Annotated in this window: 18 protein-coding genes; 11 read left to right on the forward strand and 7 right to left on the reverse strand. The window is 31.6% G+C overall.

What is annotated here, in order from left to right; genetic code table 11:
- Nucleotides 1-59 precede the first annotated feature (59 nt).
- Together BMY86_RS07945 and BMY86_RS07950 are read left to right on the forward strand one after the other, a co-directional pair.
- Nucleotides 60-1034 carry a DUF4837 family protein gene (locus BMY86_RS07945; protein WP_177177148.1) on the forward strand — a complete coding sequence of 325 codons (975 nt, stop codon included), beginning with the start codon at nucleotides 60-62 and terminating at the stop codon, nucleotides 1032-1034.
- 53 nt (nucleotides 1035-1087) lie between these two features.
- Nucleotides 1088-1531 carry a GNAT family N-acetyltransferase gene (locus tag BMY86_RS07950; RefSeq protein WP_091467397.1) on the forward strand — a complete coding sequence of 148 codons (444 nt, stop codon included), beginning with the start codon at nucleotides 1088-1090 and terminating at the stop codon, nucleotides 1529-1531.
- Nucleotides 1532-1834: 303 nt separating this feature from the next.
- Here the strand turns inward: BMY86_RS07950 and BMY86_RS07955 are convergent, their stop codons facing one another.
- From BMY86_RS07955 to BMY86_RS07975, 5 genes are all read right to left on the reverse strand, one after another.
- Nucleotides 1835-2662, reverse strand: a complete 828-nt coding sequence (locus tag BMY86_RS07955; protein WP_091467400.1) for an OmpA family protein — start codon at nucleotides 2660-2662, stop codon at nucleotides 1835-1837.
- A 1-nt stretch (nucleotide 2663) separates the two neighbouring features.
- Complete coding sequence (locus BMY86_RS07960; RefSeq protein WP_091467402.1) at nucleotides 2664-4298, reverse strand: S41 family peptidase; 1635 nt, start codon at nucleotides 4296-4298, stop codon at nucleotides 2664-2666.
- 64 nt (nucleotides 4299-4362) lie between these two features.
- Nucleotides 4363-4737, reverse strand: a complete 375-nt coding sequence (rnpA, locus tag BMY86_RS07965) for a ribonuclease P protein component (protein WP_091467405.1) — start codon at nucleotides 4735-4737, stop codon at nucleotides 4363-4365.
- Nucleotides 4738-4794: 57 nt separating this feature from the next.
- Nucleotides 4795-6873 carry a M13 family metallopeptidase gene (locus BMY86_RS07970; protein ID WP_091467407.1) on the reverse strand — a complete coding sequence of 693 codons (2079 nt, stop codon included), beginning with the start codon at nucleotides 6871-6873 and terminating at the stop codon, nucleotides 4795-4797.
- A gap of 5 nt (nucleotides 6874-6878) precedes the next feature.
- Nucleotides 6879-10265: a T9SS type A sorting domain-containing protein gene (locus BMY86_RS07975; RefSeq protein WP_091467409.1), complete on the reverse strand. Its 3387-nt coding sequence runs from the start codon at nucleotides 10263-10265 to the stop codon at nucleotides 6879-6881.
- A gap of 122 nt (nucleotides 10266-10387) precedes the next feature.
- Here BMY86_RS07975 and BMY86_RS07980 point away from each other — a divergent pair, with 122 nt between their 5' ends.
- Entirely contained in the window at nucleotides 10388-11062 is a 675-nt protein-coding gene (locus BMY86_RS07980; protein ID WP_091467412.1) for an SCO family protein, read from the forward strand.
- On the opposite strand, the gene BMY86_RS07985 is transcribed toward BMY86_RS07980, so the two are convergent.
- Entirely contained in the window at nucleotides 11059-12189 is a 1131-nt protein-coding gene (locus BMY86_RS07985) for an ATP-binding protein (RefSeq protein ID WP_091467413.1), read from the reverse strand. The genes BMY86_RS07980 and BMY86_RS07985 overlap by 4 nt on opposite strands.
- Before the next feature lie 3 nt (nucleotides 12190-12192).
- Nucleotides 12193-13062 (reverse strand): aldo/keto reductase, encoded by an 870-nt coding sequence (locus tag BMY86_RS07990; protein WP_091467415.1) that lies wholly within the window; start codon nucleotides 13060-13062, stop codon nucleotides 12193-12195.
- Nucleotides 13063-13229: 167 nt separating this feature from the next.
- Between BMY86_RS07990 and BMY86_RS07995 the strand changes: the two genes are divergently transcribed.
- The 8 genes from BMY86_RS07995 to recO all read left to right on the forward strand — a co-directional run bounded on the left by BMY86_RS07995 (nucleotide 13230) and on the right by recO (nucleotide 24249).
- Nucleotides 13230-14234, forward strand: coding sequence for an AAA family ATPase (locus BMY86_RS07995; protein WP_091467417.1), 1005 nt, complete (start codon nucleotides 13230-13232; stop codon nucleotides 14232-14234).
- A gap of 71 nt (nucleotides 14235-14305) precedes the next feature.
- Entirely contained in the window at nucleotides 14306-15172 is an 867-nt protein-coding gene (locus tag BMY86_RS08000; protein ID WP_091467419.1) for a DUF58 domain-containing protein, read from the forward strand.
- Nucleotides 15172-16770: a BatD family protein gene (locus BMY86_RS08005; protein ID WP_091467421.1), complete on the forward strand. Its 1599-nt coding sequence runs from the start codon at nucleotides 15172-15174 to the stop codon at nucleotides 16768-16770. Before BMY86_RS08000 ends, BMY86_RS08005 begins: the two co-directional genes overlap by 1 nt.
- Nucleotides 16763-17764: a vWA domain-containing protein gene (locus BMY86_RS08010; protein WP_091467423.1), complete on the forward strand. Its 1002-nt coding sequence runs from the start codon at nucleotides 16763-16765 to the stop codon at nucleotides 17762-17764. Before BMY86_RS08005 ends, BMY86_RS08010 begins: the two co-directional genes overlap by 8 nt.
- Nucleotides 17764-19479: a VWA domain-containing protein gene (locus BMY86_RS13070; RefSeq protein WP_177177149.1), complete on the forward strand. Its 1716-nt coding sequence runs from the start codon at nucleotides 17764-17766 to the stop codon at nucleotides 19477-19479. The genes BMY86_RS08010 and BMY86_RS13070 overlap by 1 nt, the downstream gene beginning before the upstream one ends.
- A 1-nt stretch (nucleotide 19480) precedes the next feature.
- Nucleotides 19481-21211: a BatD family protein gene (locus BMY86_RS08020; protein ID WP_091467425.1), complete on the forward strand. Its 1731-nt coding sequence runs from the start codon at nucleotides 19481-19483 to the stop codon at nucleotides 21209-21211.
- A 63-nt stretch (nucleotides 21212-21274) separates the two neighbouring features.
- Nucleotides 21275-23536, forward strand: a complete 2262-nt coding sequence (gene porZ, locus BMY86_RS08025) for a type IX secretion system anionic LPS delivery protein PorZ (RefSeq protein ID WP_091467427.1) — start codon at nucleotides 21275-21277, stop codon at nucleotides 23534-23536.
- The gene (gene recO, locus BMY86_RS08030; protein WP_091467429.1) at nucleotides 23536-24249 is read left to right on the forward strand and encodes a DNA repair protein RecO; all 714 of its coding nucleotides are present in this window, start codon (nucleotides 23536-23538) and stop codon (nucleotides 24247-24249) included. The genes porZ and recO overlap by 1 nt, the downstream gene beginning before the upstream one ends.
- The last annotated feature ends 80 nt before the right edge of the window (nucleotides 24250-24329 follow it).

Here is a 24329-nt window from a genome sequence, read left to right on the forward strand (position 1 = left end):
AATATTCAGATAAATATTGTGGTTTTTTGTTTTAAATTAGCCACACAAAAATGCAGCACTTGAAAAAAATACTTTTAATACTTTGCTCTTTCCTCCTACTTTCTTGTTTTGAAAAAGAACATGAAAAAAAAGATGTGGTGGCTAAAAACCCTTATGTCAATCAAAATTCGGTTACGGTTTTAATTTCTAACTCACTTTGGGAAGGAAAAGTGGGTGAAAAAATTAGAGAAAAATTCGCTGCCCCAATTGTAGGATTACATGAATGTGAATCGCTGTTTGTTTTGATGCCTGTCCATGGTGCTTTAACTACTGAAGCAAAAGCATCGCGAAACATTTTAGTTCTTTCTAAAAAAGAGCAATCTGAAACAAAATTCGAAAAAGATAAATATATCAAAAACCAAAAGATATATACCATTGAAGGCGAAAATGAAGAAATGATTTTAAAACAGCTTCAACTTTCTTATAAAGAAATTATGAAAACGTTTTACGAATCGGAAATTCAATTATTATTACAAAAATCGACAACCAATAAGAAATTACAACAACAGGTAAAAAAGCAATTTTTAGTTGATATTCAAATCCCAAAAGAATATAGCAAAGGATTACAAGGCGATAATTTTTTATGGTTGCGAAAAGAAATTGGTTCAGGTTATAATAATTTACTGATTTATACAGCGAGTTTTTCTGCCATTTATAATAAAAACGCAGTAGTTACCAATAGTTTGTTTATTAGAAATCAGGTTTCTAAAAAATATGTTTTAGGGAAAACCAAAGGCAGTTATATGGTTGCTGAACCAGCATATTATCCAAATTTTGAAACTACAAAAATTCATAATAATTTGGCTTATGAAATGCGCGGAAGTTGGGAATTTCATAATGATTTCATGACCGGACCGTATATTAATTTTGCCATAAAAGACAACAAACGCAAAAGATTTATTATTATTGATGGATTTGCTTTTAATCCGGTTCATTCTAAAAAAGAATTGCTGTTTGAAATGGAAGCGATAATTAAATCAACTAAAATTTTATAAACAAGAGCAGTAAGCAATTTTTAGATTGCTTCGTGCCTCGCAATGACTAAATCATGATAGAATTCAAAATAAAGCGATTTAACGAACTTTCTACAACCGAACTATATCAAATACTACAATTACGATCGGAAGTGTTTGTAGTGGAACAAAATTGCGTTTATCAAGACATTGACGGGAAAGATGAGAAAGCCATTCACGTTTTAGGTTACTATGAAGGTGTTTTAGCCGCTTATTCTCGATTATTTAAACCGAATGATTATTTTGCCGAAAGTTCAATCGGGCGTGTAATTGTTAAAGCTTCGCACCGTGATAAAAAATTAGGACACGACTTAATGCGTACTTCAATTGAAGCCATCCAAAATTTATTTCAAGTAACAAACATTACCATTTCAGCACAATTGTATTTGCAGAAATTTTATGAAAGTCATGGTTTTGTAACCGTTGGTGAAAGTTACTTAGAAGACGATATTCCGCATATAGAAATGCGAAAATCTTAATGTTTGTGATGATCAAATAACGAGTAGATTTTATAGAATAACATAAAAAGAAAAATCAGAAATAAACCGATAGTAATATAAAACGCATCATTTATTCCTTTGATTTTGAAGTAACAAACAAGCAAATATAAAACGGTTGGCAACACGCTCCATTTTAGGATAATTCTTTCGGTTTTTCTGATCTTAAAATTAAACATAATCTAAAAGTATTTATACTCAAAATTAGTACAAATTCAAATTTCCATTTTACGGAAAATCCGTAAATTCCATAAAAAAAGGGTTCAATTTTTTGAACCCTTTTTTTTATTTATCAATCTTCGTAATCACCAATTCTACTCTTCTGTCTAATTGCACGTCTTTTCCTAAAGGTTGCGTATTTCCATAACCTTTAAACGTCATGCGGACTTTACTAATTCCACGACTCATTAAGTAACGATATACTCTTTCGGCACGATTTTTAGATAATTCACGTTTTTTGGTGTCTTTGTCAATTGCTTCTTTATGGAAGGTTGGAGTACAACACACATGACCTTGTATTTCCACATGAATTTTAGGATATCTTTTCAATAGAACTGTAATTTTATCCAATTCTTTTTTTGCACTTTCTTTCAATTTACTGCTTCCTGCATCGAAAAGTAATTTGTCTAAATACACACGATCGCCTTCTTGTGCATTTTTACGAATGGTAGAATATAAACCCGGAATATTTAATTCTTCTATAACCAAAGGTTTAAAGTTTAGTACCACATCTACCCTACGGTTTTTAGAACGCGCTTCCGGAACGTTAGTTTCCAAATCTTCATCGATCATTACCTTACCTTTACCTTCAATTTTTACGATGATTTTATACTTCACCCCTTTTTTCACCAACATGTTTTTAACACTGTTAGCTCTGTCTTGCGATAATTTATAATTGTAATCAACTTTTCCTACATCATCACAATAACCATAGATAGAAACACTTTCTAAACGAGTAGTATCGATTAAACTTAAAAAATGAACAACCGCATCCGATTGTAATTGTTTGATTTCACGAACATCCGTATCAAAATAAATAGAATGTACGGTTTCTTCTTGTGAGAAGCCTAAAAATGTGGAAAGGAATACTAGGGCAAATAATACTTTTTTCATCTTATTTTTTTAATATTTTATTGTATTCTGTTGGTGTATTTAAAATTTGTTGCGCTTTAATAACGTCGGCATATTTGGTTGAAACATAATTGTAAAAAGCGTTTCTATACCCATAACGCAGAATTAATTCTTGTAATAATAAACGTTTAATTTCTTCTTTATTTTTATCCAATTCTTTGTCTTTCGAACGCTCTATAGCTAATTCCAATTGTTTGATTTCAGTTGTAAGCTCCGAATCAATTTTATCCTTTTTTGCAGCGTCTAATAAGTTTTTTAGTGATCGATCGGTATTTGTGTTGATGTCGACCTTTTCTTTCTTTAAATATGCTTTAAATTCATTATACTCGGCATCTGAAATACTCGAAACACTTTTAGCAGTCGGATTTTTATAATACAGAATATTCGCAAATTCAAAAATTGCTTCAGAATTAGCAATACTCGAACCAATGTTGCTGCTTTTCATTTCAGCAATTTCCACATCTGGTAACACACCACCTCCATCGTAAACGGTTCTTCCACCTTTAGTTTTAAAAGCATTAAATTCTTTTTCAGAAGTTTTAATTGGTTTACCGTTTTCGTCTTTTTTGCTGTAATCTGTCGCCTGAATACATCTTCCCGAAGGTGTGTAATATTTAGAAATCGTTACTTTTACTTGTGTTCCATACGTTAAATTAAACGGACGTTGTACCAATCCTTTACCAAAACTTCTATTGCCAACAATCACCGCTCGATCTAAATCTTGTAACGCTCCCGAAACAATTTCTGAAGCAGAAGCACTTTTATCATTTACAATAATGGCTAATGGAATTTCTGTATCCACAGGTGCATTTTTGGTTTTGTAAATTAAATTATGCGCTTTGTTTTTCGATTTGGTAGTAGTAATAATTTCATCTTTTGGAACGAATAAATTACAGATGTTAACCGCTTCATGAAGTAATCCACCAGGATTGTCTCTTAAATCTAAAATAATTTTTGTTGCTCCTTGTTCTTTTAACGATAACAAAGCTTCTTTAGTTTCTGCTGAAGCTTTTTCATTAAATTTTGAAAGTACTATATATCCCGTATTGTTAGCTAATAATTTATAATACGGAACGGCCTTAATTTCTACTTCATCAAGTATAATTTGCCCTTTTTTCTCTACTCCTTGACGGAAATAAACAATGTCAATTCTAGTATTTTTTGCGCCTTTTAATAATTGTGAAGCGTCTTCTTTGAAGTCTTTTAAAACTACATCACCAATTTGTGTGATTACATCACCCGCTTTAAACCCAGCTTTGTCAGCCGGCATGTTTTCATAAACTTCTTTTAAAATTAACTTATCGTCTTTTCTAGTAATAATAGCTCCTATTCCAGTATATTCACCGGTATTGTTGATTTTAAATTTCAAAACATCTTGTTCATCAAAATAAACCGTATACGGATCCAATTCTTTTAACATGCTTTTAATAGCCACATCCATCATGCTACCTGGATTGGTTTCATCCACATAGTTTTGATTGACAACTTTAAACATGTTTGTAAAAATTTCAATTTGTTTCGCTAAAGCGAAGAAATCATTTTGAAAACTTACCCCAATAAATACAAATCCAGCAACAATAGTTGGAATTATAATTTTCTTTTTGCTGAAAAACTTCATAGGTAATTATTTTATTTTATACGAAAATAGTTAAAATCCACAAAAACCAATCCAAAGTTAGCATTTACTTATGATTTTCTTTGAATTTTTCGAAAAGTTGAATCGTTTTTTCGTGAATTTCTTGGTAGGTTAATTTGTCTTTTGTTTGATAAAAAAACATAAAAGCGTGAGGTTGACTTATTTTTTCTTTTAAGATATTTTGATTTAAACGATAGCATTCTCGTAAAACTCTTTTGAAATAATTACGATCAACTGCTTTTTTAAAATATTTTTTAGAAACCGAAACTCCAAACTGAAACTTTTCTTCTGAAAGATTTTCGTCAATTGGCACATAAACTAAACGTAGAGGATATTGAGAAATTGATTTCCCTTTTGTAAAAAGAGCATCAATGACTTTTTTGCTTTTTAGTTTTTCGTTTTTTGGGTATATAAATGCCATAGGGCAAAAGTATAAAAAAAGCCGTCTCGTTTTTTATCGGGACGGCTAATTTTATTTTTACCAAATTTTGACTCTTTTTTCCGGTGCGATGTACATTCCGTCACCTGGTTTAATATCAAATGCTTTGTAAAAAGTTTCAATATTTTGAAGCGGTACAAAAGCACGATACATTCCTGGCGAATGCGGATCGGTTTTCACATAATTTTTTAAAGCTTCATCACGCATTTTGCTTCTCCAAATTGTTCCCCAAGAAATAAAGAAACGTTGTTCTGGAGTAAATCCGTCAATTAATCCTGGATTTCCGTTTTCTTTCAAATAAATTTGTAATCCATCATAAGCAGCGTTAATTCCACCTAAATCACCAATATTTTCACCTAAAGTAAATTTACCATCTACAAAAATTCCTGGTAACGGTTGTAAAGCCGAATATTGATCTGCTAAAGCACCACCTAATTGAGTAAATTGCTTTAAATCTTCTTCACTCCACCAATTAATTAAATTTCCTTCAGCATTGTATCGAGAACCAGAATCGTCAAAACCATGAGAAATTTCATGACCAATAACACCACCAATTCCACCATAATTTACTGCTTCATCCGCTCTATAATCATAGAAAGGTGGCTGTAAAATGGCTGCTGGGAATACAATTTCATTATTTGTTGGATTGTAATACGCATTTACCGTTTGAGGCGACATTCCCCATTCTTCTTTATCAACAGGTTTGTTTAATTTGTCGATGTTTTTCTTGTAATTCCAAGCACTAATAGCTTTGTTATTTTCGAATAACGTTCCGCCGTTATCTGGACTCACAATTGTTAATTCACTAAAATCTTTCCATTTATCAGGATATCCAATTTTTATTCTGATTTTATTCAGTTTTGTGATTGCATTTGAACGCGTAGCTGGCGTCATCCATGGCAATTTGTTGATTCTATTTTCATACGCTTTGAAAACATTAGTAATCATTGCCGCTGCTTTCGCTTTGGCTTCCGCCGGGAATTTTTTCTCCACGTATAATTTTCCTAATGCTTCCCCTAAAATTCCGTTAACAGACGCTAATGCTCTTTCTTCAGCCGGACGTTGTTGCATGGTTCCTGTTAAGGTTTTACCATAGAATTCGAAATTTGCTCTTTCAATTTCTGTTGATAATTCATTCGCGCTTGAACGCAATAAATTCCATTTCATATACGCTTTCCAATCATCTACTTTATTTTCTTTTAGAATTTCGTCTAATCGAGAAAGGTATTTTGGTTGTGAAACTACAACAGAATCTAATTGAGGAAGTCCTGCTTTAGCGAAATAATTTTTCCAATTGTTGGTAGTAAATAACTTTTGTAAATCATTTACCGACATTGGATTATACGTTTTTCTTCTATCTCTACGTTCAGCTCTGTCTAAAGTAGGTTCAGATAATGCGGTTTCAAAAGCTAAAATTTTAGTAGCGTTTTTTAAAGCTGTAGCTTCATCATCACCCAAAAAACGTAGCATTTTAGAAACATGAACTACATATTTTTCTCTTTTTTCTTTGTTATCTGGTTTGTCGGAAACATAATAATCTTTATCCGGTAAGCCAACGCTTCCCGTTCCAACATATACCACGTTTTTATTACTGTTTTTAGCATCTGCATTTACAAACGCCCCAAAGAAACCATAACTCGCTTCCGATTTGTTTTCTGCTAACAAATTCATCAAATCCGTTGCGTTTTTTACCGATTCAATTTTGGCTAAATAAGGTTTTAAAGGTTCAATTCCTTTTTTGTTTCTAGTTACAGTATCTAAAATTGATTTGTATAGATTTACCGCTTTAGCTTGATCTGATTTTGGATCTAAATTTTTATTTTGAACAGCTTCATTTAAAATTGCCATAACATCATCGTCGGTGTTTTTTCTTAATTCGTCAAAACTGCCCCAACGCGTTCTATCTGCAGGAATTTCGGTGTTTTTAAGCCAAGTTCCGTTTACATAATTATAAAAATCTTGATTTGGTTTTACCGATTTATCCATGTATTCGGTTTGAATACCATAGCTTTTCTTTTCAACGGTATTGTTTACAACAGGTGTAGTCGATTTACACGATTGAAATATAGCTGTTAAAATAAAAACAGAGGAAATTCCAGTAATGATATTTTTATTCATAGTATTTAGTTTTTAATAATTCTTTTTACGTAATGGTTTGAATCTGTTGATATTTTTACAAAATAAACACCATCTGATGCTTGAGATAAATCTATAGTTGTATGGTTTTGTAATGAATTGTTTTTAGATAATATAGTTTTACCGGTTAGGTCAAAAACTTCAATTTTATTCGGATTTAAATTTCCAAAAGCAACATTGAACAATCCATGAGATGGATTTGGAGATACTTCAAACTGATTCATTTCAAAATCATCAGAAGCTAAGGTTCCAGTTATAACAAAATCGTCCACTTTTGCTCCTAACATAGTAACTGCTTGATCAGTATGGAAAACTATTCTAAAAATTACATTAGTTTCAGAATTTAAGGCATTTAATGGATAATTATAAGTAGTTAAAGTTGTATTTACACCTGTCCATTGCGCTCCCACACAATTATTACAATCTGTTCCAGAAGTTGTAGGTGTTCTATCACTGTTATACCAACCCGAACCCATTGAGCCTAATACACTCCAATTTGCTCCAAAATCAGTTGAATATTCTACATATACAATATCCCAATTTAACTCTAAACTATAAGCCAATTTGAAGTTGATTGTTGGATTGATTACATTACTTAAATTATAACATTGTGAAACCAAATGAGACTTAACAGAATTTGCATAATTTCCAGATAAACTTGTTAAATAAGCGGTGTTACCTGAAGTTTGTAAAGCATCACCTGTTCTATTTCCTCTTACCCATCCATTTCCATCAGTAACTACTACTAATTCATCTGTTGTATTGGTAAATGGATTGGTAACTCCTATCGTGCCTGGATCATTAGCATAAAAAGTTATTGTTCCTTGATTATTATCCAAATATGCATCTCCAGTAGTGGTAACGTTAAAACTTAAATTATGTGCTCCTCTTGTTGTTGAAAACGATGGTAAGTCTATTGTTTGATTTTGACCTGCTGCAATATTTCCTGTCCAATTGAATATTAATGGTGTACTGTCAATAGTATAATTTATAGCCAATGAAGTAATTGGATTTGAACCACCATTTTTAACAATTATTTGAGGGTTAAAAGTTGAAGCACAATTTAAATTTAAAGTTGGATTGTTAATTGAAATAAATTTAACATCCGTTGGAGGTATTTGTATTGGAATATTTGATTGCCAAATACCACGACCGTATGTAGCCGCTATAATTTTAGCATCTTCTAAATTAATTTCTAAATCTCTTACTGATACATTCGGTAAATTGGTGTCGAATGGCTGCCAAGTCGTCATCGTATCATCCGTGTAATACACTCCTAAAGATGTTCCAACATATAAAGGGTTTTCAGTATTTCTACCTTGATGTGCTATACAGTTTTTAGCAATTGCGGGTAATCCTGGAGCAATTGTAGAAAAAGTAAATCCTCCATCTGTTGATTTAAAAGCATCTCCGCCCGTACCGCTAGTTGTAATGTAAACAATTGTATTATTTGATGAATGAACAGTAACTCCTGTAATATTACTTCCCGCATTATAAATGGAATTAAAAGTAATACCTGCATCAGTACTTTTGAATAAATCAGCACCATTTACAACATAGATAATATTATCATCTGTTGGATCAATAGCAATATGTTCTAAATTTCCTGTACCCACAGAGTTGGTGTTTTGTATCACCCATGCATTATTAACTAATTTATACAATCCGCTATATCCTGCATACATATTGCCTTGGCTATCTCCTTTTAATGGGGTAATCCAATTTCCGCTTATACTTCCAGGAGAACCAATACTTCCTGTAATACTATTTCCACCATTATTAGAAATATACAAAGTGCTACCATTTTGAATAAAACCGTAATATAAATTACTATTATTCTGACTAACAGCAGCATCCATACCGTCAGCTCCATGATAATTTTTCCAAGAAGCATTACTATAAGCGTAACCACCATTGTCTTGTAATCCACCTACCATTTTACTGGCTGATGATTTAGATACTGAAATTCTATAAAATTGACTTATTTGTAATCCGGCTGTTAAATCAGTAAAAGAATCTGCATCGTTTTCACTTACATAAATACCTCCATCACTTAAACAATATAATTTACCATTTATATATTGTAAATGATGTATGTCGGCATGTGTATATGCAGCACTTTCTGGACTACTCCAATTGTTTGCTTTTGTAACTGCTGTTCCACCATTTGTAGACCTCCAAATATTTAAACATCCCGTAAATATCATATCTTTATTAGTTGGTGAAACTGCTAAAGCTAAATCATACCAACTTTGTCCTGATTCTAAAATATCTGTAGTGGTTTGTGTAGCTGTAAATGAAGTACCACTATTGGTTGAACGATAAATACCATTTAATCCATTTAAAGTTGATGAACTAGAAACACTCAATACATAAACATAATTATTATCAGCTGGTGTAACATCTAAAATCATTCTACTGGTTTGAGCAGAAGAAGATAATCCTGAAGTAATATTGGTAAAGGTATCACCTGTATTGGTTGATTTATAAAATCTGTTATTCGAGGTAGCATAAACAATCGTAGGGTCATTTGGTTTGAAACGAATAGAACCTTGTGAAAAATCACCAGTTTGTTCTACTGTCCAATTTACACCACCATTTATTGTACGATATAAACCCGCAGAAGTAGCACATAAAATAATTTGATTATTGGTTGGATGCATGATTAAATCTCCAGCAAAATTACCTGTGCCAGAAAAAGATAAACCTGTAGTATTCCAATTTAAACCACCATCTGTAGTTTTTAAAACCCCAACAGAATAAGTATCAGAAGCATCTTTGTCTCCTGTTGCAATAAAAATTACGTTTGAATTAGTAGGGTCTATAGCAATTCCAGACACACCAATTTGTGGAAGTTGATCAGATAGAGGTGTCCAAGTTGAACCACTATTTGTAGATTTCCAAATTCCTCCTGCTGGCGCTCCAACATAAATGATATTTGGATTATTTGGATCAATTGCAACAGCACTTGTTCTACCTTGACCAGACGACCAAGAACCTGTATTTGTATGAGTAAATGGTCCAACTGGCTGCCAATTACTTGGCGGCAAAGCCATTATTTCATTTGAATTTTTAGCTTGTTTTGATAGTTTTTTTTGGGACCAAGCGTTCCAAAGTTGTTGAGGTGTAATTAGAGTACCATCTGGATTCAATTGGTTTTCATAAAAACATTCCCATCTTTTAAAGGGTTTGTAACCACTTCCTTTTTTGCTTTGATCATGGGTATTCCAATATTCATTGAAATTATTTACATCATTTTGAAAACTGTTATTTCTCGAATTTTGATTTGCTTTTTTCCAAGGTGCGTTGTTATTAAATTGGGAAAATCCAATAACAGAAAAAAGCAAAAAGATACTTAAGTAGGTGTTTTTCATTGTGTTAGTTATTGTTTTGGTTGAACAAACCTAATAAAAAAAAGTGAATTTACTTTTATTAACTGTTAAAAACTTTAATTCTGAATCCTAGATTTTATACTTTTGTAGCTAAAATATTTACCATGTTTAAAAGCAAAAAATTTACAATTTTCTTCGTATGTTTATTAGCGGTAATTTTTTTTTCTATTTATAGTTTAATTAATAGAAAAAATTTACCAATTATAACACCAAGAGATGTAAATCCGGAATTAGTAGATACTCTTGTTCAACATATTGGTTATAATCATAAAATTGCGCCCTTTTCTTTTGTGAATCAGAATGGTAAAGTGATTACCAACAAGGATTATGAAGGCAAAATTTATGTAGCCGATTTCTTTTTTACTACTTGTCAAACGATTTGTCCGAAAATGACCCGAAACATGGCTTGGTTACAAGATAAAATTAAAGACAATCCGAAAGTAAAATTATTGTCACATTCTGTTTTTCCTCATGAAGATACGGTTGAGGTCTTGAAAAAATACGCAAAAGAACAAGGTGTAATCGATTCAAAATGGAACTTGGTTACGGGTAATCAACAAGATATTTATAAAATTGCCCGTCAATCGTATTTGGTTGTAAAAACTGGAAAACCGGAAGAAATGTACGATATGGTTCACACAGAAAACTTCGTTTTAGTCGATCAAAAAGGAAGAATCAGAGGTTTTTATAATGGTTTAAATATTGATAAAGAAGTTAAAGGCGAGCAAAACTTAACACAATTATTGGAAGATATTGAATATTTGAGTGAGAAAGATTAGTTGTATTTCATCTTTCTTAAAATTCGTAAACTTTCTTTAAAATAAATGAAAGCCATAGGGTTTTTATACGTTTTTAGTAAATTTTTAGCCTCTATCAATTTGTGTTTGGCTTCTGTAAATCCATTTAAATAACAGATCATCAAAGTTGGCGATATTGCCAACACTTCTTTCGATTCTACTACAGCATTTTTTTGCAATTTTGAAATCGTATTCAATGTCGAATTGTAAATATGATGCAATAATTTTTTATTGAATTGCGGCGGTTCAAATAATAATTCGGTATCCATTTTGTAATAGCCGTTATCAAAAAAAGTAATGGTAACTTTTTCCAAAGGATAGAAACTAGTTTTGTCATTTAATCCCAATGGCACATATTCTGTAATTGAAAATGTATTTTCATCAAATTCGATAATAACATCATCCTGTGCAGAATAAAACAGTTTAATTTGTTCGTTAACCAATTCAATATCAACACGCGAATAAAACGTTTTATCTTTATATTTTCTCGGAATTCCAGCCCAACACACCACAAAATTTTCCTTAAAAACCTTGTATTCACTTTTAAAATCTTTGTGTCTTTTTGTAATGAAATCCAACACACTATCCAACGTGTCTTCAATACTGTTTCTCGAATTGTTTTCTATACTAATTACGGTTTCAACATTAGATTTAGAAACAGGAATTTTTTCTTCAGTAGGCGAGGTGTTACTCCCAATCCTAACAAAAGTAGAATTAGCTAAAATAGTATAAATGTTTTTCTTGAAATACGACGTTTTGTTTTTCGGTTTAATCGTAACCAAACCCACCACTTTGTCTTTTGCTAAATTTGGAAACGGAATGTTTTCGTAGGATATTTTCGGTGGATTTTCTAAGTAAGCATTGACTAAATTCTGAATGCGACTATCATCAAAAAAATCGTCACCCACAATTTCATTAGTATCGTCTTCGACTCCAACAACTATATACGAATTGTTAAACGGATTAGAATTAGAAAGTGCACAAATGTGCTTTAAAAACTTTCCTTTTCCTTCTTTTGTATGTAAATTTAACTGACGCTTTTTATCATAAAAACTGTTCTCATTATTATGAGCCAGTAAGTTTTTTATCAAAAGCCGTTTATTAATCATGGTTTAAGGGATTTTTGTTCCAATACTTTCCGTCCAAATAGCGAACCAATCTTCCAATTCCAATTCAAAATTTTGAAGCACTTGTAAGGCTTTAATTCGTTCTATATTGGTTGTTCCAATAACGGGTGCAATTTTCGCCGGATGTTTTAAAATCCATGCTAACAACAAAATATCTTCCGGTAAATTGTATTTTAAAGTCAGTTTATTCAATAATTCTTTGATGCGAATGGTTTGCGGAATATCTTCTTTGTAAATGGAACCTAGCGGATTCCAAGCCATTGGTTTTATACAATGCAATTGCATGTAATCCAATTCGCCATTAACCATCGGTTGCAAATGTGTGGCCGAAAATTGTATTTGATTGTAAGTAACCGCTGTATGTTTTCGAATTAAATCGGTTTGAGCTGGAGTAAAATTAGACAAGCCAAAATGGTTGATTTTTCCAGAAATTTTTAATTCGGTAACCGCATCTGCAATGACTTCCGATCGCATGAGCGGACTCGGACGATGCAATAATAAAACATCTATATATTCGGTTTGGAGATTTTTCAAGGATTGTTCTACGCTCCAAATAATATATTCTTTACTATAATCGTAATGTTTGATGCCATAATCTCTTTCCTCACAAACATATTTAATACCACATTTAGTAATGAATTGCACTTTTTCTCTCGGAATACTCATTTCTTTCCAAGCTTTTCCAAATTCAGCTTCGGTGGTATAGCCTCCGTAAATATCTGCATGATCAAACGTATGAATTTTTTCAGCCAAACAAATCTCAATAAGATTTTGCATTGCTGCAGTATTGAAGCCTTTTCCCCAAGAGCCCCATTTCATAGTTCCGGCAATAAGTGATGAAGTTTGTATTGGCATAGCAGTAAAATTTTATTAAAAATAACAACATTTTCTTAAATATTCATTAAAAATTTATGTTTTACCTATAATTTAACGGACAATTAACAACAAAAAATAATTTATTCAGCCATCTTGCATTGTTAAAGTATTTTTTTAAAATTTACACTCAAATAAATCAAACCCAAATGCAAGAAAATAATACAACCATAGATATAAGCGCCATTAATGAAAAGATTGAAAGAGAAAGCGCATTTATTGATTTACTTACTTCTGAATTAAGCAAAGTTATCGTTGGACAGAAACCAATGATTGAACGTTTGTTAATTGGATTGTTAGGGCAAGGTCACGTTTTGCTTGAAGGTATGCCTGGTTTAGCGAAAACGTTAGTGATTAACACACTTTCTAAAGCCGTTCATGGTAGTTTTCACAGAATTCAGTTTACACCCGATTTATTACCAGCCGATGTGGTTGGTACCATGGTGTATAATTTCAAAGAAAACGAATTCTCTGTAAAAAAAGGACCGATTTTCGCCAATTTTGTTTTAGCAGATGAGATTAACAGAGCGCCAGCTAAAGTGCAATCGGCATTGTTAGAAGCGATGCAAGAAAAACAAGTTACCATTGGTGAAACAACATACAAATTAGACAATCCATTTTTAGTTTTAGCCACGCAAAATCCAGTAGAGCAGGAGGGTACGTATCCGTTACCTGAAGCACAAGTCGACCGATTTATGTTGAAAACGATTGTTGATTATCCGAAAATGGAAGAAGAGCAATTAATCATCCGTAATAGTTTAAAAGAAAGTGCGGCTACTATTAATCCAGTGGTAAGTTTAGCGCAAATTATTAAAGCTCAAGAAACAGTAAAAGAAGTATACATGGATGAGAAAATCGAAAAATATATTTTAGATATTGTTTTCGCTACGCGTTATCCAGAAAAATACCGATTAGAATCTTTAAAACCATTAATTAGTTTCGGAGCTTCGCCTCGTGGAAGTATCAATTTGGCTTTAGCAGCAAAATGTTATGCTTTCATTAAACGTAGAGGTTATGTTATTCCTGAAGATGTTCGTGCTGTGGTTCACGATGTATTGCGTCACAGAATTGGAATTACGTATGAAGCTGAAGCGGAAAACATTACTTCAGAAGACATAATCAATAAAGTTTTAAATCAAGTTCAAGTACCGTAATTCAGTTCTCGGTCTCAGTTCTCAGTTTTTAAGCTGAATACTGCGACTGAATACTGCGACTGAAAACTAAAATGGAGACCAAAGAATTACTTAAGAAAGTTAAGAAGATTGAGATTAAAACCCGAAGATTGAGCAATCATATTTTCTCGGGACAATATCACACGTCTTTTAAAGGACGCGGTATGACTTTCTCTGAAGTGAGACAATACCAATATGGTGACGATTTTAGAGCGATTGATTGGAATGTTTCTGCCCGAAATAATGAAGCTTTTGTAAAAATATTTGAAGAAGAACGCGAATTAACCATGATGCTTATGGTAGATTGTTCTGGTTCGCAGCATTTCGGAACTTCCGAACAAAACAAAAAAGAAATTATTACTGAAATTGCAGCTACTTTAGCGTTTTCGGCGACTCAAAATAACGACAAAATTGGGTTGATTCTTTTTACAGATGAAATCGAATTATTCATTCCGCCTAAAAAAGGAAAATCGCACGTATTACGAATCATACGTGAACTAATAGAATTCCAACCGAAAAGTCAAAAAACCAATGTTTCTGTAGCTTTAGAGTTTTTATCTAGTGTTATAAAAAAACGTGCAATTGTATTTTTAATTTCCGATTTTATGACATCCGATTTTCAAAAACCTTTGCAAATCGCATCAAAAAAACATGATGTTACAGGAATTAGAATTTACGATGAACGCGAAAAAAGTTTGCCCAACGTTGGAATTATTCAAATGCAAGATGCCGAAACAGGCGAATTGGTTTGGATTGACACGCAAACTCCAGCTACACGATTGGCATATGAAAAAAATTATACTTCTAAAGTGTCAACTTGCCAAAACATGTTTAGTAAATGTGCCGCTGGATTAGTAGAAACGGAAACAAATGAAAGTTACGTATCAAAATTATTAACTTATTTTAAAAGTAGAGCGTAATGAAAATCAGATTGTTATTTCTACTTGTTTTCTCTGTTGCTGTTGGGTATTCTCAAACAGTAGGAACTTCCGTATCCAAGAAAGAAATCAAAATTGGAGAACAAATTCAATTGACGTTAAAAACAAAAGTGAACGAAAAAGATTTAGTTGTTTTTCCCGATTTAGATTCCATAGGAAAATTGGAAGTTGTAGAATCTTTTCCGCCAGAAAAAACAAAGAAAGCCAATCAATTGGAATGGGTGAAAAAATACAATCTTACTCAATTTGATGCCGGAACTTATACAATCCCTTCTTTAGAAGTAGTAATCAATAAAAAGAAATTTCAAACTGAAAGCATAAAAATTTCAGTCGTTGATGTTGTGGTTGATACTACTAAACAAAAAATGCACGACATCAAAGAAGATGAAACCATTAGTTTAGAAAAAACGATTCAAAAACCAGAATTAACCGATAAAGAAGTTGTATTTGGCGCTTTATTAGCGGTTTTATTAGCGGTTTTGGTTTATTTTATTTTAAGATTGAAACATCGAAAAAATAAAAAATCGGAACAATATATTACACCGTATAACAAAGCATTTTTACAATTTTCTGAAGCAAATGCAAGTTCAAATTCTAAAGAATACTATTCAAAGTTAACGCAAATAATAAAATCTTATTTTGAAAAAACATTGGAATTTTCGGCATTAGGAAGTACAACGGAACAATTTATTTTTAAGTTGAAAAACGCTGTGGAAGAAATGAAATTTGAAATTTCAAGTTCAACTATTTCACAAATTGAAACTTTGTTTACCAAAGCTGATTTAGTAAAATTTGCAAAGATTTCGGTTTCAACTGAAGAACAAAATTCGGATAAAACAATTGCAGAAAACATCATCAATACGTTTCATACAACCTTGCCAACTTCTGCCGAAGAACAACAAGTAACTTTGGCTAAACAACTTGAAGAACAACAACAGTTGAAATATAAAAACATTCGTCAAGGAGCGTTTTTGGCTACTTTTTTAGTAGCAATAACTTCGGTTGTTTTTTATTTTGGATGGGAAAATGTAAACAATTATTTCAAAGCTAAAATTAACGGAAAAGACGCCGAATATTACTTAAAAAACGAATGGATAGTTTCAGAATACGGTTTGCCAACTTTACAAGTGGAAACGCCAGAAATTTTAGTGCGAGATTCGGTAAGTTCACAAAATCCAATTGTAAAAAATATTTCGCAGTTTTCATGGCAAAAACCTTCAGAAAAATTATCGATTACGTTACAAACCATTGCTTTTAAAGATTCTATCAAAATTGATATTAAAGAAATTTTCAATGATGAGATTGGAACTTTAATGCAATTAAAAGCAAAAAACATTAAAACTACGGCAAGAAAATTTCAAAATGTAAAAAATCTTACCGGTGATATTTTAGAAGGAACCTATGAAATTGAAGATGGAAGTTCTACTAAACAAATGCGATTTTTAACGGTATTTATTTCGGATAGTTACGGATTACAAACATTAAGAATCACGCATGATATTAACGATAAACACGCGAAAGGGTTCATTGATCGTATAACCAACAGTCTCGAACAAATAAACCTAGAAGAAGATGAGTAGTAGTTTTATGCATCCGCACTTTTTATGGTTGTTATTGATTATTCCAATAGCGTTGTTTTGGCATTATTACATCAAAAACCAACAAGAAGTTGCGCTTAAAATGAGTACAACAGAAGGTTTGTCGGCTCAGAAATCGTGGTTGATAAAAGTGCGTCCGTATTTGTTTCTATTGAAATTAGTAGCCATATGTTTTGTAATTGTAGCGTTGGCTCGACCAAGAAATACTCAAAAATCAAATTATACCGATAGTACGAACGGAATTGATATTGTAATTGCAACTGATGTTTCGGGAAGTATGTTGGCCACCGATTTTAAACCGAATAGGCTAGAAGCAATTAAACAAGTTGCCCAAACTTTTATTCAAAAAAGAGTTAATGACCGAATTGGATTAGTAGTTTATGCCGGTGAAAGTTATACACGAGTTCCAGTAACTTCTGATAAAAATATGTTGTTAAATTCCTTAAAAGAAGTACAATACAACGGAATGGTTTTACAAGATGGAACCGCTATTGGTATTGGTTTAGGTACTGCCATAAATCGTTTAAAAGACAGTAAAACGAAATCGAAAATTATCATTTTACTGACGGATGGTGTTAATAATTTAGGAAGTTTAGATCCAATCTCAGCTGCTGAAATTGCCAAAGCATATGGTATCAAAGTGTATACAGTAGGAGTAGGAACAAATGGTACGGCAAATTTTCCTGTTTCAAAAGATGCAGATGGGAATATTATTTTTCAACCACAAAAAGTAGAAATTGACGAAAGTTTAATGCAAAATATAGCCCAAATAACGAACGGAAAATATTTTAGAGCTACCGACAATAAAAAGTTAGAAGATATTTATAATGAAATTGATCAATTGGAAAAATCTAAAATTACAGAAAATAGATTCATGATGTTTGATGAGCAATTTCGCCCATGGTTGTTAATCGGATTGTTTTTCTTGGCTTTAGAAATGATTTTGAGTCGAACACTTTTTAAAAGCTTTATTTAATGTTTGAATTTGAAAATCCATATTATTTTATTTTGTTGTTACTGATTCCAATTGGTTTAGTAGCACAGAATTGGTATATCAAATGGCAAACAGATAAACAAGCTTTATTTGGGAATGAAAAAACGCTTGAAAAGTTGATTTTAAACGGTTCGAAAAATAAACAACGCTTAAAATTCACCCTTAAAATTATGGCGATTTTCTTCATAGTTTTAGCGTTAGTCAACCCAAAATTGGGTTCAAAAGTTGAAACTGTTAAAGCTAAAGGTGTAGAAATCGTATTTGCTATTGATGTTTCGAAAAGTATGTTGTGTAAAGACATACAACCAAATCGATTAGAAAAAACCAAACAAATCATCACACAAGTTATCCATTCAATAGGAAGTGATAGAATAGGTATCGTGGCTTATGCAGGAAGTGCTTATCCCGTTTTACCTATGACAACAGATTACGAATTGGCGAAAATGTTTACACAAAGTATCAATACCGATTTAATTTCTTCACAAGGAACCGCTATTGAAAGTGCTGTTAAAACGAGTGTCGATTTCTTTGACAATCCTACTTCTGGAAAAGCGATTATTTTATTTTCAGACGGTGAAGATCATGAAAATGCCAATTTTAATGTTTCGAAATTAACGAAAGAGAAAAACGTTAAAATAATTACAGTTGGTGTTGGAACTAAAAACGGTGGAAACATCGAATATTTAGATGATTTCGGATTCAAACAAGTAAAAAAAGACATTGATGGTCAAATTGTAATTACGAAATTGAACGACGAAATATTGCAAAAAATTGCTTCAGAATCTAATGGAACATATATTTATGAAAACCAGATATCTAAAGCCGTTTCGGATATAAAAAACGCATTATCTAATGTTGAACAACAAGAATTTAAAGCACAACAATTGGCACAAAAACAATCGCAATTTCAATGGTTTTTAGGAATTGCTTTGTTGTTATTGTTGGCCGACTTTTTTATGGTGAATCAGCATTTTAAAGGATTTCATGCAAAAGGCTTTTTCAAAAATAGAAGTTTTAACTTGTTTTTAGTATTTCTTTTATTTTCCGGAACTACTTTTGCACAAGAAAAGAAGACTGTTTCTCAAGAAAAAGAAAAGCAATTACGTATTGTAAAAGCTAAAGAAAAAGAACAAAAAGTAAAAGCAGAATACAATTTAGGAAATAAAATTTATAAGAATAAGAAGTATAGTGAGGCGATTACTAATTATAAAAATGCTTCCGAAATTGCCAAAACAACTTCTGAAAAACACAAAGCGTTTCACAATTTAGGAAATGCTTATATGCAAGATAAAAATTATAAATCAGCTGTAGATGCGTATAAAAATGCGTTGAAAGCCAATCCAAATGATGAGAAAACAAGATATAATTTAGCTTTAGCTAAAGAAATGTTGAAAAAATATCCGCCAAAACCTAAGCCGAAGAAGAAAAATAAAGACAAAAAAAACGATCAGAAAAAAGAGAATAAAGACGACAAGAATAAAGATAAAGACCAGAAAAATAAGTCAGAACAAGACAAAAAAGACGATAAACAAAAAGATAAAAATAAAGAAAAGGAAAAACAGCCTAAACCAAGCGCTAATAAGCAACGAATGGATAATGTCTTAAAAGCAATTGGTAACGAAGAGAAAAAAGTTCAGGAAAAAGTAAACGCAAATAAAACGAAAACGCATACTACTGTAACAGAAAAAGATTGGTAAAATGAATGGGATTTTTAAAATAGTATTGACTTTAATTTTATTGCCTTTTTTAGCCTTAAGTCAGGTTAAATTAGAAGCTAAAATTGAGAAATCGAACCTAAAAATGGGTGAAGTTACTCGAGTTAATTTTTATTTTAATGAAGAAGGTAGAAATTTTGTTCCACCAAGTTTTGCTGGGTTTAACAAAGGCGGATCTTTTGAATCTACTAATGAAGTGTTGCATAATGGCGATTATTCTATACAGCAAGTGTATACGTTTTTAATTCAAGCCGCTAAACCAGGAAAAATTACCATTTCACCCGCAAACATTCGATTTGATGGAAAAATTTATTCCTCAAAACCTATTGTAGTTTCTGTTTCAAAAGAGAAAGCTGTAGATGCTATTCAAAGACAAAATCCACCTCAAGTTCCAAAACCAAACACAGCGAATAAAACAATAACCGGTGCCAATAATTTAATTTTTGTTGATGTAGAAGTCAACAAAACTACTGCATTTGTAAACGAACCTGTTGAGGTAAATTACCGTATTTATTTAGCCCCAAGTTTAGAAGCAGATTTAAATAAACCAATTGCGCCGAAATACAATAATTTTTGGAGTCAAACTGAAAACATTCAAGGTGGTTGGGAACGTTCAGTGGTGAATAACAGAGTTTTTAAATCGAAAATTTTTAAACGAACAATTTTATATCCTCAAAAAACAGGAAAATTAGAAATTTCTCCTATAAATCTCGATTTAAACATCAGTTATCCTACGGGTGATTTTGATTTTTTTGGTGAACCAGAATACAGTGTGGCACGTAGAGAAATCGTTTCAAATACCAAATACATTCAAGTAAATCCGTTGCCAGAAAAAGGAAAACCAGACAATTTTACGGGTGCGGTTGGTAATTTTCAATTCGATGTAAATGTTCAGAAGAATGAATTAAAAACCGGACAATCCTTACAATTAGATTTTATCGTTTCAGGAAATGGAAATCTAAAATTATTTGAAATTCCGAAACCTAATTTACCGGCTAATTTTGAAATTTTCGAGCCGAAACATCAAGAATTCATCAATGAAAACATGAACGGGATTTCGGGTAAAATAATGGATAGTTACACGGTAATTCCACAATTAAAAGGAAATTTCAAACTGCAACCACAACAGTTTTCGTATTTTGATGTGGATTCAAAATCATACAAAACAATAACTTCTGAAAGTGTTGATTTAAATGTGTTACAAGGAGAAAATCAGGCCAACTTAACCACACTTCCAAAAAATAAAAAACATCCAAAAGAAGAATTAAAAGAAGATAAATCTGGTTTTGAATTTACATTCACTCATTTTATCGGATTGGTTTCTGTTACCGGTTTAGCGCTATTGTTTTTTACTTTGAAAAGAAATAAAAAACCTGTAGAAGAAACTATTGAGACAGAAGTAAAACAGGATAAAAAAGAGTTTTCAGTTACTGAAATTCAAGAATTTCTAACGAATAAAGAGTTGTTTTATCAAAAAATGGAAATGAAAATGTATGAGTTTTTAGCACACAAATTCTCCTTAGAACGCGCTGCTGTAAATAAAGAAAACATCATACAAAAATTCCAAGAAGCTTCCATATCAACAGAAAACACTAGCGATTTTGTCGGATTGCTTCAAAATTGTGAAAAAGCGAGATACATGCCAACTTCTGATGCGAATATGCAATCTGATTTTGAAAAATTACAACATCTTGTAAAAGTTATTAATGCTTAAACCCAATAAATTACAGATATTTACGTTTATTGTATATTTGTAATTCACTTAGATTGCTTATAAATGAAAAAATTACTTCCATATTTATTTTGCTGCGTTTCGCTTGTTTCATTTTCTCAACAGAAATTATGGAAAGGATATTTTTCATACAATGAAATTACAGACGTTTGTAATTCAGATAGCAAAGTGTTTGCAAGTACTAGAAACTCCCTTTTTAATAAAGATGTAAATACTAATATTTTAAGCACTTTTACTTCTGTAGATGATGTGAAAGCAGATAAAATAACAGCTGTTTTTCAATCTTCAAACAATCACACTTTTATTGGAAACGAGAATGGTTTGATAATAATTATTAAACCCGATGGTTCTGTTTTGAATAAAGTTGATATTATTACCGAAGTACCAGTTTCTCCAAATCAAAAGAAAATCAATGATTTTTACGAGTTTAATAATAAAATTTATGTGTCAACCGAATACGGAATTAGTGTATTTGACAGTTCTAATTTAGAAATTGAAGAAAATTATTATATTGGAAGTTCTGGCGAATATTTAGATGTATTGCAAACTACCGTTTATAATGGTGAATTATATGCTGCCACAAGAACACAAGGTATTAAAAAGGTTGCATTATCCAATCCTTTCATATATGATTATTCGCAATGGCAAATGTTTGCAGCTGGAAATTGGTTGAGTTTAGTTACATTTAACAATCAATTAGTGGCCATGAATTTTGATGGTTATACTTATAAATTTGTTGGCAACTCTCCTCAACAAATTGTAAATCATGGCTCAAATGGATTAAAGCTAAGAACAGACGGAACGTATTTAACCATTTCGTGTCAATGGCAAATATTGGTATTTAATCAGAGTTTAATTCAAGTTTCAACAGTTAATCAAATTCCCAATTTTCCAGGTATGTTAACCTGTGCTATTACCAAAAATGATAAATTATACATTGGAACGCAAAAAAACGGATTGTTTGAATCGGCTATCATTAATCCAAGTGTGTTTACTAATATTTCTCCAAAAGGACCTTTAGAAGATTATACATTTAAAGTGAAAAAAACGCCAAATGAATTATGGGTAACCCATGGAAGTTATGATAGAACCTATAATCCTGATTTAAAACTTCAAGGAATCAGTATTTACAATAGCAATACAGGTTGGGGAGAAATTAAATCTACCGATATTCAAGGTTCAGTTTCTTTAGCTGCGATTGCAGAAAATCCGAATTTACCGAATCAAGTTTTTGTGGCATCTGGACACGACGGGTTGCTAAAATTTACCAATAAAGCGAATTTACAAGTTTATGATGAAACCAATAATTTAGAATCTGTTGGTGGTTTTCCAGGTTATTTTTCGGTGCGTATAAATGGCATGAAATTCGATAAAGATGCGAATTTGTGGATTACCAATGCGTTTGTAAATAACGGTTTGAAAGTGTTGAAAAACAATAATTCTTGGCAATCATTTAATTTGAGTTCGGTTTTACAAAATGCTACTAATGAACGTTATGGAAATTTAGACATTGATAAAAACGGAACGAAATGGGTGGCAACATTTACGAATGGATTTTATGGTTTTAATGAAAAATATAATAATAAATTCATAGTTGTAAACGAGGAAAATGGTGGTTTGCCAAGTAACGACGTGCGTTGTGTGGCTGTAGACAAAAGAAATCAGTTGTGGATTGGTACTTTTAAAGGATTACGCATTTTAAGTAGTGTAGATCGATTTGTGTCGGATACGGAATTAGAAACAACTAATATCGTAATTCAAGAAGGTGATTTGGCTCAAGAATTATTCTATCAACAAGTTATTCAAGATATTTATGTGGATGGTTCGAATAGAAAATGGGTTTCTATTGCTGATGCCGGAGTGTTTTTAGTGAGTGCTAATGGTCAAGAAACTATTCATCGATTTACTATGGAAAATTCTCCTTTACCAAGTAATAATGTGTTGGATATTGATGTAGATGAGGTTTCTGGCGAAGTGTTTTTTGCAACAGATAAAGGATTGGTTTCTTTTTTAGGAACTTCTACAAAAGGAAGTGAAAATTTAGCAGATGTGTATGTATATCCAAATCCAGTTCGTCCTGGATATACAGGAACTGTAAAAATAAGCGGATTGATGGATAAAGTCAATCTAAAAATTACCGATATTGAAGGGAATTTAGTCTTTGAAACCACTTCTCAAGGCGGAACAGTAGAGTGGGATACTACCGCATTTGGTAAGTATAAAGTGGCATCTGGAGTTTATATGGTTTTTGTTTCATCAAGTGATGCAGCTGAAACAACAGTGAAAAAAATAATGGTAATTCGATAATGAATGTAAAAACCAAAGCCATTGTTTTAAGCACTGTTAAATACCAAGAAAAAAGTCTTATTGTAAAGTGTTTTACAGAATCGGATGGCTTGAAATCCTATTTCATTCAAAGTGCTTTTTCAACACGAAAAAGCAATCAAAAAATCGCGTATTTTCAACCTTTAAATTTGTTGGAAATTGAAGCGAATCACAAAAACAAAGGCACATTAGAACACATTAAAGAAGTAAAACTTGCTTATAATTACCAAAGTATAAGTGTTGATTTTACTAAAAACGCAATTGTGTTTTTTCTTTCTGAAGTGTTGCATCATGCCATTTTAGAAGAAGAAAAGAATGATACGCTTTTTGCTTTTTTAGAAACTTCTTTTTTATGGTTGGATACTCATGTTACCAATCCGAATTTTCATCTTATTTTCTTAATTGAACTGACTAAATTTTTAGGTTTTTATCCTCAATTAGAGGATACTGATGCCAATTGTTTTGAAATGATTGAAGGAGTGTTTACATCGTATCAAGGCGTAAATTGTTTATCTGAAAACGAATCAATTTTACTTAAAAAATTGATGGAATTGAAGTTTGATGACATTTCTAAAAACTTCAGTAAAAAAGAAAGACAAGTGCTTTTAAAAATCATTTTGGATTATTATATTATTCATTTACAAGGTTTTAAAAAACCGAAATCGTTGGAAGTTTTAAAAGAAATTTTCAATTAACGATATCGTAACAATTGTTTTAAAACACTTATAAAAATTCACTAATTATATTTACTTTGTGATAAATTATCAAAAAATAT

It is taken from the genome of Flavobacterium urocaniciphilum, from assembly GCF_900110615.1.
GTDB lineage: Bacteria > Bacteroidota > Bacteroidia > Flavobacteriales > Flavobacteriaceae > Flavobacterium > Flavobacterium urocaniciphilum.